This window comes from Clostridium sp. BSD9I1, assembly GCF_900185645.1.
Classification (GTDB): domain Bacteria; phylum Bacillota; class Clostridia; order Clostridiales; family Clostridiaceae; genus Clostridium_AK.
The window spans coordinates 202,051-218,310 of the sequence record NZ_FYAM01000023.1 but is presented as its reverse complement, the minus strand read 5'-3'; the positions used below and the strand labels follow the sequence as shown (position 1 = coordinate 218,310).

The 16,260-nt window shown below is 30.4% G+C and carries 13 protein-coding genes; 1 reads left to right on the top strand and 12 read right to left on the bottom strand.

Features of this window, described 5'->3' with window-relative positions:
- The 11 genes from BSD9I1_RS08420 to deoC form a co-directional block, all read right to left on the bottom strand.
- Complete coding sequence (locus BSD9I1_RS08420; protein WP_186429973.1) at positions 1 to 1,449, bottom strand: UDP-N-acetylmuramoyl-L-alanyl-D-glutamate--2,6-diaminopimelate ligase; 1,449 nt, start codon at positions 1,447 to 1,449, stop codon at positions 1 to 3.
- A 51-nt stretch (positions 1,450 to 1,500) separates the two neighbouring features.
- Complete coding sequence (locus BSD9I1_RS08415) at positions 1,501 to 3,690, bottom strand: stage V sporulation protein D (RefSeq protein ID WP_373419349.1); 2,190 nt, start codon at positions 3,688 to 3,690, stop codon at positions 1,501 to 1,503.
- A 14-nt stretch (positions 3,691 to 3,704) separates the two neighbouring features.
- Complete coding sequence (locus BSD9I1_RS08410) at positions 3,705 to 4,196, bottom strand: septum formation initiator family protein (RefSeq protein ID WP_186429972.1); 492 nt, start codon at positions 4,194 to 4,196, stop codon at positions 3,705 to 3,707.
- Between the two features lie 36 nt (positions 4,197 to 4,232).
- Positions 4,233 to 5,165 (bottom strand): 16S rRNA (cytosine(1402)-N(4))-methyltransferase RsmH, encoded by a 933-nt coding sequence (rsmH, locus tag BSD9I1_RS08405; RefSeq protein WP_186429971.1) that lies wholly within the window; start codon positions 5,163 to 5,165, stop codon positions 4,233 to 4,235.
- Between the two features lie 20 nt (positions 5,166 to 5,185).
- Positions 5,186 to 5,614 (bottom strand): division/cell wall cluster transcriptional repressor MraZ, encoded by a 429-nt coding sequence (gene mraZ / locus BSD9I1_RS08400; RefSeq protein ID WP_186429970.1) that lies wholly within the window; start codon positions 5,612 to 5,614, stop codon positions 5,186 to 5,188.
- A 306-nt stretch (positions 5,615 to 5,920) separates the two neighbouring features.
- Entirely contained in the window at positions 5,921 to 6,079 is a 159-nt protein-coding gene (locus BSD9I1_RS08395; protein ID WP_186429969.1) for a hypothetical protein, read from the bottom strand.
- 910 nt (positions 6,080 to 6,989) lie between these two features.
- Positions 6,990 to 8,168 carry a DegT/DnrJ/EryC1/StrS aminotransferase family protein gene (locus tag BSD9I1_RS08390; RefSeq protein WP_186429968.1) on the bottom strand — a complete coding sequence of 393 codons (1,179 nt, stop codon included), beginning with the start codon at positions 8,166 to 8,168 and terminating at the stop codon, positions 6,990 to 6,992.
- Positions 8,169 to 8,209: 41 nt separating this feature from the next.
- Positions 8,210 to 9,403 (bottom strand): methyltransferase domain-containing protein, encoded by a 1,194-nt coding sequence (locus tag BSD9I1_RS08385; RefSeq protein ID WP_186429967.1) that lies wholly within the window; start codon positions 9,401 to 9,403, stop codon positions 8,210 to 8,212.
- A gap of 149 nt (positions 9,404 to 9,552) precedes the next feature.
- Positions 9,553 to 10,650, bottom strand: a complete 1,098-nt coding sequence (gene ychF, locus BSD9I1_RS08380) for a redox-regulated ATPase YchF (protein ID WP_186429966.1) — start codon at positions 10,648 to 10,650, stop codon at positions 9,553 to 9,555.
- 131 nt (positions 10,651 to 10,781) lie between these two features.
- Positions 10,782 to 13,157, bottom strand: coding sequence for an AAA family ATPase (locus BSD9I1_RS08375; protein WP_186429965.1), 2,376 nt, complete (start codon positions 13,155 to 13,157; stop codon positions 10,782 to 10,784).
- A 133-nt stretch (positions 13,158 to 13,290) separates the two neighbouring features.
- Entirely contained in the window at positions 13,291 to 13,950 is a 660-nt protein-coding gene (gene deoC / locus BSD9I1_RS08370) for a deoxyribose-phosphate aldolase (protein WP_186429964.1), read from the bottom strand.
- Positions 13,951 to 14,299: 349 nt separating this feature from the next.
- Between deoC and BSD9I1_RS08365 the strand changes: the two genes are divergently transcribed.
- Positions 14,300 to 14,707: a hypothetical protein gene (locus tag BSD9I1_RS08365; RefSeq protein ID WP_186429963.1), complete on the top strand. Its 408-nt coding sequence runs from the start codon at positions 14,300 to 14,302 to the stop codon at positions 14,705 to 14,707.
- A 53-nt stretch (positions 14,708 to 14,760) separates the two neighbouring features.
- On the opposite strand, the gene brnQ is transcribed toward BSD9I1_RS08365, so the two are convergent.
- A complete protein-coding gene (brnQ, locus tag BSD9I1_RS08360) occupies positions 14,761 to 16,065 on the bottom strand; it encodes a branched-chain amino acid transport system II carrier protein (protein ID WP_186429962.1) in 1,305 nt (434 codons plus the stop codon).
- Between the last annotated feature and the right edge of the window lie 195 nt (positions 16,066 to 16,260).

Here is a 16,260-nt window from a genome sequence, read left to right as displayed (position 1 = left end):
CTAGTACAATTCCTGTATTATTTCCTTTACTATTTCTCTTTCATCAAAGTGTATTGTTTTATCCTTTAATATTTGATAATCTTCATGACCTTTCCCTGCAACAACCACTACGTCACCTTTTTTTGCAGTTTTCATAGCTTCTTTTATAGCATCACGTCTGTTTTCTACTACTATATAATTATGTTTTTCTATTCCTGAAACTACATCATTTATTATAGCTATTGGTTCTTCACTTCTTGGATTATCGGAAGTAATTACAGCTATATCGCTTAACTCAGTGCCTAGCTTACCCATTATAGACCTTTTAGTTTTGTCTCTATCTCCTCCACAGCCAAATACGCTTATAAGTCTTCCTGAAGTAAATTCTTTAGCTGTCTTTAATATATTTTCAAGACCATCTGGAGTATGTGCATAATCTATTATAACATCATATCCTAAATCATAATCTTTAGTAACTAACTCGCATCTACCAGGTACCCCTGACATATTTGCAAGTCCCTTATTTATAACTTCAATATCTATTCCTTCACATATACACACAGAAGCACTACCCAAAGCATTCATTATGTTATATTTCCCCGGTATATTAATTTCAACATGAATTTTGTTGTTATTATAATTCATATCAAATTCTGCTCCACGGGAATGCATAACTATATCAGAAGCCGCTACATTGGCACTTTTGTCTAAAGAATAAGTTATTTTATTTGATAAAACTTCCTTGTATATTCTCTCACCATAAATATCATCAATATTTATTATGGAATTTTTACTATTTTTAAATAGTAAGAACTTAGCCTTGTAATAATTCTCAAAAGTCTCATGAAAATCTAAATGATCTTGAGTTAGATTTGTAAATAAACCTTCCTGAAACTCTATTCCATAAACTCTATCCAGATAAAGAGAATGTGATGACACCTCCATTACACAATAATCTACACCATCATTTACCATATCTTTAAACAAACTATGCATTTCTAACGATTCTGGGGTAGTTCTATCAGCATGCAACTTTTTATTACCAATGTAATTAGCAATAGTTCCTAAAAGACCTACTTTATAACCTGCTGTTTCAAGTATTGATTTTATCATAAATGTAGAAGTGGTTTTTCCATTGGTACCTGTAACTCCTATTATTTTAAGCTTATCTTTAGGATTCTCATAAAAGTTTGATGCTGCAATTGCTAGCGCTTTTCTACTATCTGAAACCTTAATTATTGTGCACTTTGGCATGTCATCAAGTATATCTTCACATAGGATTACCTTTGCTCCACTTTCATATGCCTTGTGTATAAACTTATGCCCATCGGTACTATATCCTTTTATAGCAACAAACATATCTCCATTCGTTACTTTTCTTGAATCATAGTTTATATTGTTAATTTCTAAATTATCATCACCATTTAGTAATTCGTAATCTAATCCTTTTAATAATTTTCTTAAAAGCATTTCAAACACCCCTTTACAGTATAACAGTGAACGGCAAGCCGTTCACTGTAATTAATCTCCTACTTCTTCCAATCTTACAAAAACCGTAGTTCCTTTAGATACTTCCTTACCTTCCTCTACGCTTTGATCATATATAAGTCCATATCCTTCATACTGAACCTTAAGTCCTAAGCTATTTAAAAGTTCTGATGCTCTTTCAATACTATATCCAGTTATACTTGGAACTACTACCACTTTATTATTATAATTTGAAGAATTTCCTGTGTAAAGAAGAATCTTACTTCCTTCTTTCACAGTATATCCAGGTTTTGGATTAATATCCGCGATATACTCTCCATTTTGTTCCACTTGATAATCTAAATTATACTCTTTTAATATCTTTAATGCATCCGCTTTTTTCATACCTCTTATTTCAGGAATAACTACATCCTTTTTAAGGCTTTCTGCAACTTCATCTGAGGTGGCATCAGCTTTAAATGCTAAATAATTAAATATATCATTAAATACTTGCTGCGCTACTGGAGCTGTAATTTGCCCAGCATAATAGTTAGATGGATCTGGTTCATCAATAGATACAAATAAAGTTATTTGAGGTTTATCTGCTGGTGCCATACCTCCAAATGAAGATATATATTTACCTTGACCATATACCCCATTTATAACCTTTTGTGCAGTACCTGTTTTTCCACCTATATGATATCCTTCAATAAAGGCTTTCTTTCCTCCACCTTCAGATACTACCTTTTCTAAATAACCTCTCAAAATGGCCGCCTTATTGCTATCTAAAATTTGTCTTTCATTAAAATTACTATATTCCTCATCTACAACTTCTTTCCCTGTCTTTTCATCAGAGTGAACTACCTTTTTAAGTACATGTGGTGTAATAAGCTTTCCACCATTAGCTACTGCATTAAAAGCTGTTAAATACTGAATTGGAGACATTGTATTTGCCTGTCCAAAAGAAATTGTAGCTAAATCTATCTCTGCCATATTTTCAGGTTTCTTAATTATGCCGCTTGCTTCTCCAGATAAGTCTATACCAGTTTTTCCACCCAACCCAAATTTCTTAATATATTCATATAACTTTTCTTTGCCTATTTTTTTACCTACTTCTGCAAACCCAACATTACAAGAGTTCTTAAGTATCTCTGTAAAGTTTTGTGTTCCATGACCAGAAGTTTTCCAGCAATGAATAGTTCTCCCACCTATTGTTACAGAACCATTACAAACAAATTTATCACTATCGCTTACTGCATTTTCTTCCAGTGCTGCAGCAGCAGTAATAACTTTGAAAATTGAACCTGGTTCATAGGCATCATTTACTGCTCTGTTTCTCCAAGAGGTTTGAAGTTCTTCATAATTCTTACCTTCTATCCAAGGATTATTAGGGTCATAATCTGGCTTATTAACCATTGCTAGTATTTCACCATTATTAGGATCCATTGCAATTATAGTAACAGCTTTAGCTTTATTATCGCTTAAAGCCTGGTCAGCAGCCTTTTCAGCAAAATGCTGTATCATTTCATCTATAGTTAAAATTACATCTTTCCCATCTTTAGGTTTGCTAAATTCAGAAATAACATATGGTAGTTCTCTAGATCTTGTACTATCCATTTCTGCTATTCTTTTCCCAGGCTCCCCTGAAAGTATCTTATTGTAACTAAGTTCTACTCCAGTCAAACCATTTCCATCAGAATTAGTGTGTCCTAATACATGAGCTAAAAAATTATTATTAGGATAATATCTTTTTGTATCTGCAGAAACTATTACACCATTTAATTTTAAATCTCTAACTTTATCCGCTATAGGTTTCTCTATTCTTCTTTTCAATGTAGCCGATCCATAAGGAAGGCCACTTGGAAATTTTTTGTTTATAATTTTTACTATTTCATCTGTTTTCATTTCAAGTATTTGAGATAACTTTGATCCTATATCTTCCGGAGTCAAATTTAAATCTTCCATGGTATTTCTCAATGTATTTAAGTCTAAATCTACTCTATACACATTAGCACTTACTGCAAGTTCATTCCCGTTTCTATCCAATATTCTTCCCCTTTTAGCAGAAATCTGAACTTCACTGGTCCATTGGTCTACTGCCATCTTTTCATACTTTGGGGATTTATATATCATAATAAAACTTAACCTTCCTATAAGGCAGGTAAATAAAAATATAAGGACTAGCAGTATAATAAACATTCTTTTCTTAATTATAACTCTATCCCTATATACTTTTTTATCCAAAACATATACCTCCGTTAAAATAACTTGCTAAAAAAATTTTTTATCAATCCTTCATCCTTTTGTGTATCTAATTGTTTTTCCGAAGCCTTAACCATCTCGTTTTTTAAATTGCAGTAAATTATATTTGATTTTGTAGGACTTACCATATTAAGTTTATTAGTAGCAACATCCTCTATATACTGCAAGTTATTAAACTTTACCAGTTCTACTCTTAAATTTTCATTTTCCTTATTTATAGTATTAATTTCTAGACCGATGGCATTTAATTCCCTTTGCATTCCGTATATCATACTATAACGTCCTATAAGTGTAACTCCAATTATAAAAGTAACCCCTATATTTCTAAGTGCCTTTAATTTCCCACTTGAAACTTTTTTATCTTTTTTTATCCCCTTTTTACTATTGTTTTCTTTGTGCCCCCCATTTTGTGATATTTCAGGTTCTGGTGCTAGCACCGTATTACCATTTATATAGCTGCCGTATGCCTTCTTCTCCGTTATTATCACTTTATTCACTCCCCTTTTTAATTAGAACAAGTAACTTTATTTTTTTTCTGCAACCCTTAGCTTAGCGCTTCTACTTCTTGGATTCCCTTCCACTTCTTCCTTTGATGGTTCTATTGGTTTCCTAGATATAACCTTTACCATAGATTCTTTTCCACATACACATATAGGAAAGTCCCTTGGACAATCACATGGACTTTCTAATTCCCTAAACTTATTTTTAACTATTCTATCTTCTAACGAGTGAAAGGTTATTATGGACATTCTCCCTCCACTTTTTAGTTTACTTACTCCATCTTCTATTGCCTTATTTAAAATTCTAAGTTCTCCATTCACTTCTATTCTTATAGCTTGAAAAGTTCTTTTTGATGGATGAGGCCCCTCTCTTCTAAACTTAGCTGGTATTGCCCTTTTTATTATCTCAGTAAGCTCACCTGTAGTTTCTATAGGTTTCTCACTCCTATGTTCTACAATAAATTGGGCTATTCTCTTCGCAAAATTTTCTTCTCCATATTCTCTTATAACTTTATATAATTCTTCAAAAGAATACTCATTAACCACATTGTACGCAGAAAACCCTATTCTTCTATCCATTCTCATATCTAATGGAGCATCATTCATATAACTGAACCCTCTGTCTTTTTCATCTAATTGATATGAAGAAACTCCCAAATCTGCAATTATTCCATCTACCTTGTCTATACCTAAGTTTTCTAAAATATTTTCTATATTATAAAAATTATCGTGTACATAAGTTACATTTTTATAGTCCTTTAATTTTTCTTTTGCAGCACTTAGAGCATCTTCATCTTGATCTATACCTATAAGTCTTCCTTTATCAGAAAGTCTTTTAAGTATCTCACTGGAATGCCCTGCTCCACCCAATGTACAATCTACGTATATTCCATCTTCCTTTATATTCAAACTATCAATTGTTTCATTTAATAATACAGATACATGTTTAAATTCCATACTGTTACCACCTTTATATTTTAAATTCCTAGTTCACTCATTTTTTCCGCTATTGCTTCGTAATCTACATTAGATTCATTGTATTCTTCCCAACTTTCCTTACTCCATATTTCTATTCTATTAGATACTCCTATACTTACTATTTCCTTTTTTATATGGGCATATTCCAATAAGTTCTGAGGTATTAATGCTCTTCCTTGCTTGTCCATATCTATTTCGTTAGCACCTGAAAAGAAAAACCTTACAAATGCTCTTGCATCTTTGCTAGTTAAAGGGAGCTTTTTTAGCTTTATTTCTAGTTCCTTCCAATCTTCTAGTGTGTAAATATATAAACATCCATCCAATCCCTTGGTTAATATAAACTTTTCCCTTAGATTTTCTCTAAACTTTGCAGGGACTATCATTCTATTTTTAGGATCTATAGCATGGATATACTCCCCTATAAACATTTTTACACCTCAATTAACTATTTCACTCCACATTAAACCACTTTATACCACTTCTCTTATTATTCTATAATAAACCAAAAAATCCTTCTTTAAAAGAAGTTTTTAATAAAAATTTAAAAAATATTAAAGTATGCCATTTCAGTCCATTTTAAAATCCTTTTTATTGTAACTATAACACTCTAATGGAAAGTAGAGTATTCATTAATACTTAAGATAACCTTTTCAAAAGCTAGGCTGATATATCAAAGAACTATTTTATACAACCTAGCTCTTGAAATCTTCAAAGCAAATTTAAAAATTTATCTCTTAATCATTAAGCTTTTTATCCGTATTCTGCATTGCTTTTTTCACTTCATCTTCACTTAAATCTGTAGTTGAAAGTATCTCAGTTATTCCAATATTAGATTCCACCATATTTTTAGCTCTCTCTATAGCTTCTTCGTGTTCCCCTTTTCTTCTGTTCATATAATCACTCCCTTTTTTATTTAAGAATATATTTATTTTGTCATCTTTTATAAGAATTTATTTAAAAATAGTCAAAAAATAAAACCCAGCTACCATTTATATAGCTGGGTTTAAAAAACACACTAAAAGGATATTATGACATATTTAATGTTGAACCTATCGTATGGGATTTGCATTTAAGAAAGCGTTCACTACGTAAAGAAGCTCTAATATCTATGAATTTAAATCACCTAAACTTTTTAAACTCGCTGCCCCTCAGACAGTAAAAAGTTCTTTACGGTGTTTTAAATTCATAAATAAAGAGCTTCTAATTGCTTGTTCAAAGCCTTCTACAATGCAAATCCCATACTAAATTCAGCATTAAAATGTCTTCATGCACACTGCTGAAGGAAGAAATTTCGCTTTGCCGAAATTTCTTTTCAATTACCACTTATCAAAGGGCTGATAAGCCCGCAGACCGATAGGTCGCAAAATACTAATCATCCTATTTTTTTATTAAGAATCTATTATAATACTATTTTTCTTTAACTTATAAATTAAATTTTTCATTTATTTTGTATAAATTCTTCTAAACTTAAAGGCTATCGCCCTAAAAATCTTTATGTGCTAATTCCTAAAACATCCTAGAAATTCAGTTAGCTGAATTTCTTCCTTCAGCAGTTCACATGAATAACTTTTTAATGCTCTGGAAGCATAGAATTTTTATCGTAGAAGGCATTGAATGAGCCTTAGAATAGCTTTATTTATAAATTTAAAATACCGTTAAGAGCCGCCTACTGTTTGAGCGATGGCGAGTTTAGACGGCTTAGGGATTTTAAATTTATAAATATTAGCGATTCTCGGCGAAATGAACGCCTTCCTAGATGAAAATTCTATACGACCCAGAGCATTAAAAATCGTCGTCTTATTTCTATAGTTGTTTTTCGACTGCCTTTATAAGTTCCATTATTAAATATTCAGCATCTTCTAATGAAAGAGTAGAATATACCGGAAGACTTATTTCATTTTTATATTGATTATATGCATTTGGATAATCTTCTATTTTATATCCCAAATTTTTAAATAATGTAAACATTGGTAAAGGTATAAAATGAACATTAGTTGCAATATCCTTTTCTGCGAGCTCTTGAATAACCGCATTTCTTTGATCTTCTTCAAATGCTTTTATTCTAAGCGGATATAAATGATAAGAAGTTTCTTTTATATCATCTTTTGAAAATGGTATTATAGCCCACTGTTTATCCTTTAATGCATTTGTATATATTTCAAATATACTTCTTCTTATATTAAGCATTTCTTCATATCGTTTCATTTGTACTAGACCTAATGCAGCTTGAATATCCGTCATGTTACATTTAAGTCCATCAGTTATTATATCATACTTCCATGCTCCAGCCTTCATTTTAGATAATGCATCTTTAGATTGGCCGTTAAGTGATGTATACTTAAGCACCTTTAGCAAATCTTCTTTTCCATGAAAATTATTATCGTTATATGTTATTGCTCCGCCTTCTGCAGTAGTCAAATTCTTCACTGCATGAAAAGAAAATACATGAAAATCAAATTGTCCTCCTACCTTTTTTCCTTTGTAAGAAGCTCCATAGGAATGTGCAGAATCAGAAATTAAAATTATATCTTCTCTTCCTTTTCTCTTAAGCACTTCTCTTATCTTATCATAATCTACAGGAACTCCTGCAAAATCTACTGTCATGATTGCCTTTGTTTTAGGGGTTATAGCCTTTTCAATCCCTTCTATATCTATAAGAAAGCTTTCCTTTTCTACATCTACAAAAGTAGGTTTTATTCCTCTATGAAGTATTACATTAGCTGTGGAAGTATAGGTATATGGAGTTGTTATAACTTCATCGCCTTCTTTTATATCATAAACTTTTAAAATAAGTTCCATTCCTGCAGTTGCACTAGCTACTGCTACAGCATTATTTGTATTTGTATATTTCGCCATAACTTTTTCAAACTCCATAACTCTAGGTCCTGAAGTTATCCATCCAGATTCTAATGCTTTAACCACTTCTTCTATTTCTTCGCCAGTTACATCTGGTGGTGAAAAAGGTATCTTTTTATTTGTCATTTAAAACACTCTCCTTAAAATCATATTTATATTATAAAAAATTATTTTTCACACATAAAAAAACCTGTATCCTTTGTTATATATATATACCCTTTATCAGTAATTTTATCTTTTAGTAAAACTTTTAAGTCATTTATTTTCTTATAGTCAAAGCTCTCTTCTATTGTACCTGGCATAGAAAGTATATAGTTTATGAGAGCTTCTATGTCCGTAAGTTTTAAGCTATCCTCATATCTTTTCAAGGTAATATGATTAAAATAATCTTTAAGTATATCTTCTGCATTTTCCAGCTGAAATTTTTTAGTTAAATTAAACGACTCTATATTCAAAAGTTCTTCATCTATATTTCCAACTAATTCTCTCATTTCTTTCATATGACCTTTTCCTACAGTAGACGCATAAAATAGCCCATCAGGTTTCAAAACTCTTTTTATTTCACTTAATGCCTTATCTAACTCTTCAGCATGGTATAGCATATGATTTGCTATAATTATATCAAAAGAGTTATCATCAAAAGGTATTTCTTCTATATTTACAACTCTAAAGCTAAATTTCATTTTAGCTTTTTCTAGATTTTTCATAGCATCCATTAACATTCCTTCAGAAAAATCTGTTAATGTTATTTCTAGGCCTTCTGGAATCTTATCTAAATTCTTTGTCCAAAAAGTTGCATCTCCGCAACCTAACTCAAGAACCTTTTTCTTATTATTAAAATTTAAGAATTTAAAATACCACTCCATCCAACCTTCTTTATTAGTACTATATAATTCATGAATTTTTATTCTTTCTCTTAAATTAGAAGCATTATAGTACTGTTCCATCCATTTATTATCTATATTTATTATGCTTATTATATCTATAAACTTATCCCAATCTAATCCTTCATTTTTATTTACCATTTGAATCGTTTCATCTATGGATCTTATTACATGATTAAGATGATGTATTTTTTGTTCCATTATGCTTTTTTGAATTTCTAGTGATTTTTTAAAATTTTCGTCGCTTATATCCTTTTCTATGATATATTTTATATCTTCCAACGAAAGTCCTATAAACTTTAATGTAAGTATATTTTGGAGTTTACCAAAATCCCTTTTATTATAAAGTCTATATCCAGACTTATTATACTCACAGGGTTTTAAAAGTCCTATTTTATCATAATATCTTAAAGTTCTTATAGTTATTCCGGCAGCTTTTGCAAATTCACCTACTGTAAATAACTTTTCTTTTTTCATATTATTCCCCCTATATGTATATAGTAAACCATTACGTTAGGTAAGGGTCAAGATTTTTTTATAAATAAACAAAAAAAATTCTGCTAAATGCAGAATTTTTCTCTAAATTTATACGTTTCCTGATAACAATTAGTAATCTATAATTTGGATTAAACATTAAATCTAAATTGAACTATATCGCCATCTTTCATAACATACTCTTTTCCTTCTAATCTATAATATCCCTTTTCTTTTGCAGCTGCTTCAGAACCACATTCCACAAGCTTGTCATAGGCTATTACTTCTGCTCTAATAAATCCTTTTTCTATATCAGAGTGAATTTTACCCGCAGCTTCCGGTGCTTTAGTTCCTATTTTTATGGTCCATGCTCTTACTTCCTGCTGTCCTGCAGTTAAATAACTCATAAGTCCTAAAAGCTTATAACCCGCATGGATAAGCTTATCAAGACCTGGCTCTTCAATACCATATTCTTCAAGCATTTCCTTCTTTTCTTCTTCATCTAAAGAAGAAAGTTCTTCTTCTATTTTTCCACTTATAACAACAACTTCTGAGTCCTCAGTAGCTGCGTACTCCTTAACCTTTTTTACATAATCATTATCTAAATTCCCTGACATTAAATCATCTTCGGATATATTTGCTGCATATAATACTGGCTTAGATGTTAAAAGGAATAATCCTCTCACAAATTCTGCATCTTCATCATTTAGTTCCATAGTTCTTACAGGTTTTCCTGATTCTAAGTGAACTTTTATTTGCTCCATAAGTTCTTGTTCATACTTTGCCTTCTTATCTCCGCTTCTTGCTAGTTTATTATTCTTTTCCATTCTTCTATCTAAAACTTCCATATCGGAAAATACTAGTTCTAAGCTTATAGTTTCTATATCTCTTATAGGATCCACACTGCCTTCAACATGAACTACGTTAGGATCATCAAAACATCTTACCACATGAAGTATAGCTTCAACTTCTCTTATATGTGATAAGAACTTATTTCCTAATCCTTCACCTTTACTTGCACCCCTTACAAGACCTGCTATATCATAAAATTCTACACTTGCATATACCTTCTTTTTGGATTTATATATTTCTTCCAATACATTTAATCTCTTATCTGGGACAGTTACAACTCCCACATTTGGTTCAATAGTGCAAAATGGATAGTTTGCAGCTTCCGCTCCTGCATTAGTTATAGCATTAAACAAGGTACTTTTACCTACGTTTGGTAAACCTACAATTCCTAATTTCATATATGTACACATTCCCTTCCTAACTTTATGTATAATTCCTTATAAATTATAATATACCAAAGTTAGTAATGCAAATAATTTAAAATAAAAAAACTTAAGAGATATTTTACCCCTTAAGTCTTTTGTTTTATTTATTCTATGTCATTTTTTTCAACAACTTCCTCTTTCACTTTTGCCTTAGAAGGTGATTTTTTCTTTTTAGGAGTGGCAGTAGGGACTGAAGTGTATTTAAGCATTTCATTTTCCATGACTTTTAGCACTCCTTTAAAATCGATCCCATCTTCTCCCATAAGCAAGTTTACTGCATCTTCAATAGTATCCATAGTATATATTGAAAAACTTCCCTTTGCTATGGCCTGCTCTACTTCCGGACTTAATACTATATTATCTATATTAGTTGCAGGTATCAAAACTCCTTTACCTTTTACTGTATCTATCTTTTTGCAAACCTTAAAGAATCCCTCTATTTTTTCATTTACTCCTCCTATAGGCTGTACTTCTCCAAACTGATTTAAAGAACCTGTTACAGCTATATTGTTTTTTATGCCTATTTTACTTAAAGAGGATAACATTACAACCACTTCTGCAACTGATGCGCTATCTCCATCAACTTTTCCATATATTTGCTCGAAGGTCAAATGAAAATCTACTGGAAGTTTTCTATATCCTCCCATTAAAGTATTCATGTACCCCCTTAATATATTTATTGCTTTACTGTGTATTTTTCCACTCAAATCGCTATCCTTTTGAACATCTATTATATTGCCATCTCCTTTATAGCAGCAGCAGGTTATTTTTACAGGCTTTCCAAAGCTAATGTATCCTGTGTCTAGAACTGTAAGACCATTTATTTGCCCAACAGCCTTATCACATACATTTATAAATATTTTCTTTTCCTCAAAGTACTCCTGAAATTCCTTTTCTATACTTTCTTCCTGATAAGCTATACTTACTATATCCTTAGCCTTTATTTTATTTCTGCCTTCATTTACAACCTTATTATTTGCAAGCATTAAAATCTTATCTATTTGCCAATCATTAAATAGCATCTTTCTTTTGCTTTCTGCAACTCTTGAAAGATATTTTTCTACTTCCAGCACAGCGCCTTTCTCAAGAGGCATTAAATTATTTTCTTTTGTTATCTTATTTATAATTCTAATTAGTGCACTATGATTATTGTCATTTATTTTTACTAAAGGATTAAATTCCGCCTTTATTTTAAATATCTTCTTGAAATCCTCATCGTAGCTATAAAGCACATCATAGCTTTGATAATCTCCAATTAATATAACCTTTTCTTTTATTTTAATAGGTTCTGGATGCAGTCCGCTTAATGAAAGAAGTTCTAAATATCCCCTGTTATAATCCATATCAACTTTTTCATTCATAAGAGACTTTTTCAAATAATAATAGGATGATGGATTTGCAAGCAAGTTATTTATTCTAATAATAAGGCATCCACCATTTGCCTTTAACATAGACCCTGCTTTAATTAAACTTACATCTGTTACATAGGTTCCATTTTTATTCTCGTATTCTATGCTTCCTAAAAGATTTGAAAGACTTGGATCTTCTTCATATATACATCTAGGTTTTTTATAATTTGTATTATCAACAATTACATTTACTGTATATTTATATATTATTTCACTTATGCCTTCTTCATCTTCCTCATAACTCATTGTATAGTTATCCACAAGCTGCTTCTCTATTTCAGTACACATATTATCTAAGAAACTAAGTACTTGTTCTTCACCTTTAAATTCCTTTTTATAAGACTTTTTTATCTCCTTACTACACTCAGTATAGTATTCAACTAATAATTCTTTTATATTTTCAATTCCTTCTTCTTCTTTATCTTTCATCTCATCTAGTATATCTTGAGCCTTTTTCTTTAATACAGAAACCTTATTTAAAATATCATCTTTTTCAATTGACTCAAGCACATCATATTCCTTTTCACTCATAGGATTTCCATCATCTTTTATAGGAACAAAGGTAAATCCTCCTTGATTAAATTTTATATCAAACCCATTTTCTTCTGCAATTTTTACCATTTTACTTACAAGTTCGCTTCTATTCTTCTCAACTATTTCAACTAGCTTTTCCTTTTCTTTATGCTCTGATGTGTTATAAAAATCAAATGTATTTTCTAAATAAATTCTTTGAATATCTTCTACATACTTTCTAAATACATTTCCTTTTCCATTACTTAAAAAAAATACCTTGGGATTCTTAGTGTCTTCATAAACCACGTAGCATATATCCTTTGGAGGTTCTTCTTTAAAGTTACTTTCCACAAAGCTTACTATATTTTCTAATTTATCCTTTGAAAAATCATCTATAAGATAAACATTATAACCTTCCTTATTTATCTCTAAGGCAGTCTTTATTTGAGTATATACTTCATCATACTCTGGAAGATAGTATTTATTATCTATACCCATAGCAATATTTTTAAAACTAGATTTATATTTTACTTCCTCCACTGTAAGTTTTCTTAACATTATTCTCCCCCCTTTTATCCCGTTATTATAATAATATTCGTCTAATTTAGTTTTAGAAATAAATTTTATGTAAATAAGTAAAAAAAAGAAAAAAGCCAGCTTTTAACCGGCTTTAATTTAAGACTAGTATTTATTATTTTGCCTTATTTATTATATCAATGGAAGCTGATGCACCAATTCTTGTTGCCCCTGCATTTATAATGGCTATAGAATCTTCATAGGTTCTCACTCCACCTGATGCTTTAACTCCTAAATTTTCTCCTACAGCTTCTCTCATAATTTTTATATCTGAAACCGTTGCCCCTCCTGTAGAAAAACCTGTGGAGGTCTTCACAAAGTCTGCTCCTGCTTCCTTTGATAATTTACATGCCATTATTTTTTCTTCATCAGTTAAAAGACATGTTTCTATAATAACTTTAGTTAAAGCCTTTCCTTTTGCCTCTTTAACCACTGCCTCTATATCTTTCTTTACATAATCATAATCCTTATCCTTAAGTTTTCCTATATTTATAACCATATCAACTTCTGAAGCACCTTTTTCTATTGCATCTTTAGTTTCAAATGCTTTTGTAGCTGTAGTATTTGCCCCTAATGGAAATCCTATTACAGTACAAACTTTCACTTCACTTCCCTTTAAAAGCTTAGCTGCAAATTCTATGTTACACGGATTAATACACACAGACGCAAAGTTATATTGAAGTGCCTCCTTACATATTTCCTCTATCTTTTCCTCTTTTGTATCAGCCTTTAAAACAGTATGATCTATCATTCTTGCTAATTCATTTTTTGTCATAATATATTCCCCTTTCTTTTATAAATTAAATAAAAACTAGTTATATTTTAATAATAAATAGTTTTTATTTAATTTGCATATCAATAAATATTATACATCATTGTATATTATTTACCATTATTTATTAAAATATTTTAAGAGCGTGTTTTATTTTCCAGATTATGATTTCTAATTTTTAATATCTGCAAATAATAACTATACTCTATGGATAAAATATAAAAGTGGATTCGGTATTATCAAAGTTTCTTTTAAAACTTAAAATAGTATGCTATAATATACACATAATATTATATTTTGGAATTATATTGTCATTTATTACAAATATTTTAACGCAAAGGAGTAATAAAATATGGGCTTCAGAGAAAAAATAAATAAGTACTATGCAGAAAATTATATGAAAAAATATGGTGACAGATTATCTCAAGTACAAGGTAATGTAATATCTGTAAAAGTTGAAGAAAAAACCATACTTTGGATTTTCCATAAATTAACCGCAACGCTTCTTGTAAAACCAGAACGCAGTAAAAATGTTGTTAAATGTACTTATAAAAAAAATAGATGGTTTAAACCTATCACCTTTATTCCTGTGTCTCAAGGTAATTATGTTCTAGTTCAAGGACTAAAAGGTAAAAAAGGTAAGGAAAATAGAGAACAAATAGAAATAATGAATATACGAAATATGACAAATAAAAAAGATTTAATTCCTCTTGAAGGAAAAGAGCCAAAGGTTCAAAGAGTTAAACAAAAATATAGATAAATAAAAAAATCAGGGAATTTCCCTGATTTTTTTATTTACTTCAGAAAGAACATCTAGCTTTCTAAAATCTTATTAGAACCATTTCCATTTCCTTTGGTAATAAATAATGATATTACTAAAGATAGTAGTGTAGGAGTGACCCAAGCAAATCCTATACTTGATAATGGAATTATATTAAGAAATTCTTTAATAAATCCTCCATTAACACCTATAGATGGCAATGTTTCAATTATCCCAAATATTAATGAAGTATATACTGAAGCCCTTAACACAAAATTATTTTTAGATAAACCTTTAGATAAAGTTATTAATATAAGAGTTATGGCCACAGGATATAGGATACTTAATACCGGTACGGATATTTTAACTATTTTATCTACTCCAAAATTCCCCATAGCTATACTAACTAAAGATATTACTATAGCATTTATTTTATATGGTAACTTTCCATTACTTATTTTATCAAAAAAGCTTGCCCCTGCTGTTATTAATCCTATAGAGGTAGTAAAACAAGCAAGCCCCATGGCAATTCCAATTATTGTGCTTCCATATCCACCTAAGCTTCTTTTTGATATTTCTAATAATAAAGCAGTTTTAGATATATCTTTTGGGAGTATAGAACTTGTTTGCGCTCCTAAATACATTAGTCCACCATATACTATAGCTAATCCAAATATTGCAACAAGCCCAGATTTTATTGTTATACTTATAGCCTCCTTATTTTTATAACCCTTTTGAATTACTGAGGAAGTAATTACTGTGGCGAACATCAATCCAGCTAAAGCATCCATAGTTTGATATCCTTCTATTAAGGAATTAGATAATACAGATGATGTATTTGTATCTATAACAATTCCTATTGGAGATAATAGTCCCTTAATTATTAATATTAATAGGGCAATTAATAAGGCCGGTGTTAAAAACTTTCCTATACTATCTATTACTTTAGAAGGTCTTAAAACGAAACATAAATTTAGTGCAAAGTATAAAATCATAGAAACCATAGAGGACATCCATGGAAATACAGGCTGTATAGTTAATTCATAAGTGGTAGCTGCAGTTCTTGGTATTGCGAGCATTGGTCCTATAGCTAAAAAAATAGCAACAGAACATATTATAGCAAAGCTTTTGCTTACCTTTCCTGCCATATCATTAAAGTTTCCATTGGTCTTAGTACAAGCTAGTATACCTAGAAACGGGAACCCCACTCCTGTTATTACAAATCCCAATGTAGCTAAGATAAATTTACTTCCCATTAAATTTCCAAGGTAAGGAGGAAAAATTAAATTACCTGCCCCAAAAAACATAGCAAACAATGCAAGACCTATTACTAAAAAATCCTTTGTAGTTTTTTTCATGAATAAAACACCCCTTAATTTATTTATTTTAAAAATGGATAATAAAAAAGCTCCTTCGTCGCTTTCGCTATGGAACCTTAGGTTCCCTTCGACGACGCATCCGCGTCTGAGCACCCTCCTTAAAGAAACGGGGAATTCTTCCCCTGCACCCCTTTTTTATTCTTTAGAATAAAAAAAGCCCTTCGTCCTTATAAT

Excerpts from the sequence above, each read along its gene's own strand:
- BSD9I1_RS08385 (WP_186429967.1), bottom strand. The coding sequence starts at position 9,403 with ATGAAAAAAGAAAAGTTATTTACAGTAGGTGAATTTGCAAAAGCTGCC.
- ychF (WP_186429966.1), bottom strand. The coding sequence starts at position 10,650 with ATGAAATTAGGAATTGTAGGTTTACCAAACGTAGGTAAAAGTACCTTG.
- BSD9I1_RS08390 (WP_186429968.1), bottom strand. The coding sequence starts at position 8,168 with ATGACAAATAAAAAGATACCTTTTTCACCACCAGATGTAACTGGCGAA.
- BSD9I1_RS08420 (WP_186429973.1), bottom strand. The coding sequence starts at position 1,449 with ATGCTTTTAAGAAAATTATTAAAAGGATTAGATTACGAATTACTAAAT.
- mraZ (WP_186429970.1), bottom strand. The coding sequence starts at position 5,614 with ATGTTTATAGGGGAGTATATCCATGCTATAGATCCTAAAAATAGAATG.
- BSD9I1_RS08395 (WP_186429969.1), bottom strand. The coding sequence starts at position 6,079 with ATGAACAGAAGAAAAGGGGAACACGAAGAAGCTATAGAGAGAGCTAAA.
- rsmH (WP_186429971.1), bottom strand. The coding sequence starts at position 5,165 with ATGGAATTTAAACATGTATCTGTATTATTAAATGAAACAATTGATAGT.
- brnQ (WP_186429962.1), bottom strand. The coding sequence starts at position 16,065 with ATGAAAAAAACTACAAAGGATTTTTTAGTAATAGGTCTTGCATTGTTT.
- BSD9I1_RS08375 (WP_186429965.1), bottom strand. The coding sequence starts at position 13,157 with ATGTTAAGAAAACTTACAGTGGAGGAAGTAAAATATAAATCTAGTTTT.
- deoC (WP_186429964.1), bottom strand. The coding sequence starts at position 13,950 with ATGACAAAAAATGAATTAGCAAGAATGATAGATCATACTGTTTTAAAG.
- BSD9I1_RS08365 (WP_186429963.1), top strand. The coding sequence starts at position 14,300 with ATGGGCTTCAGAGAAAAAATAAATAAGTACTATGCAGAAAATTATATG.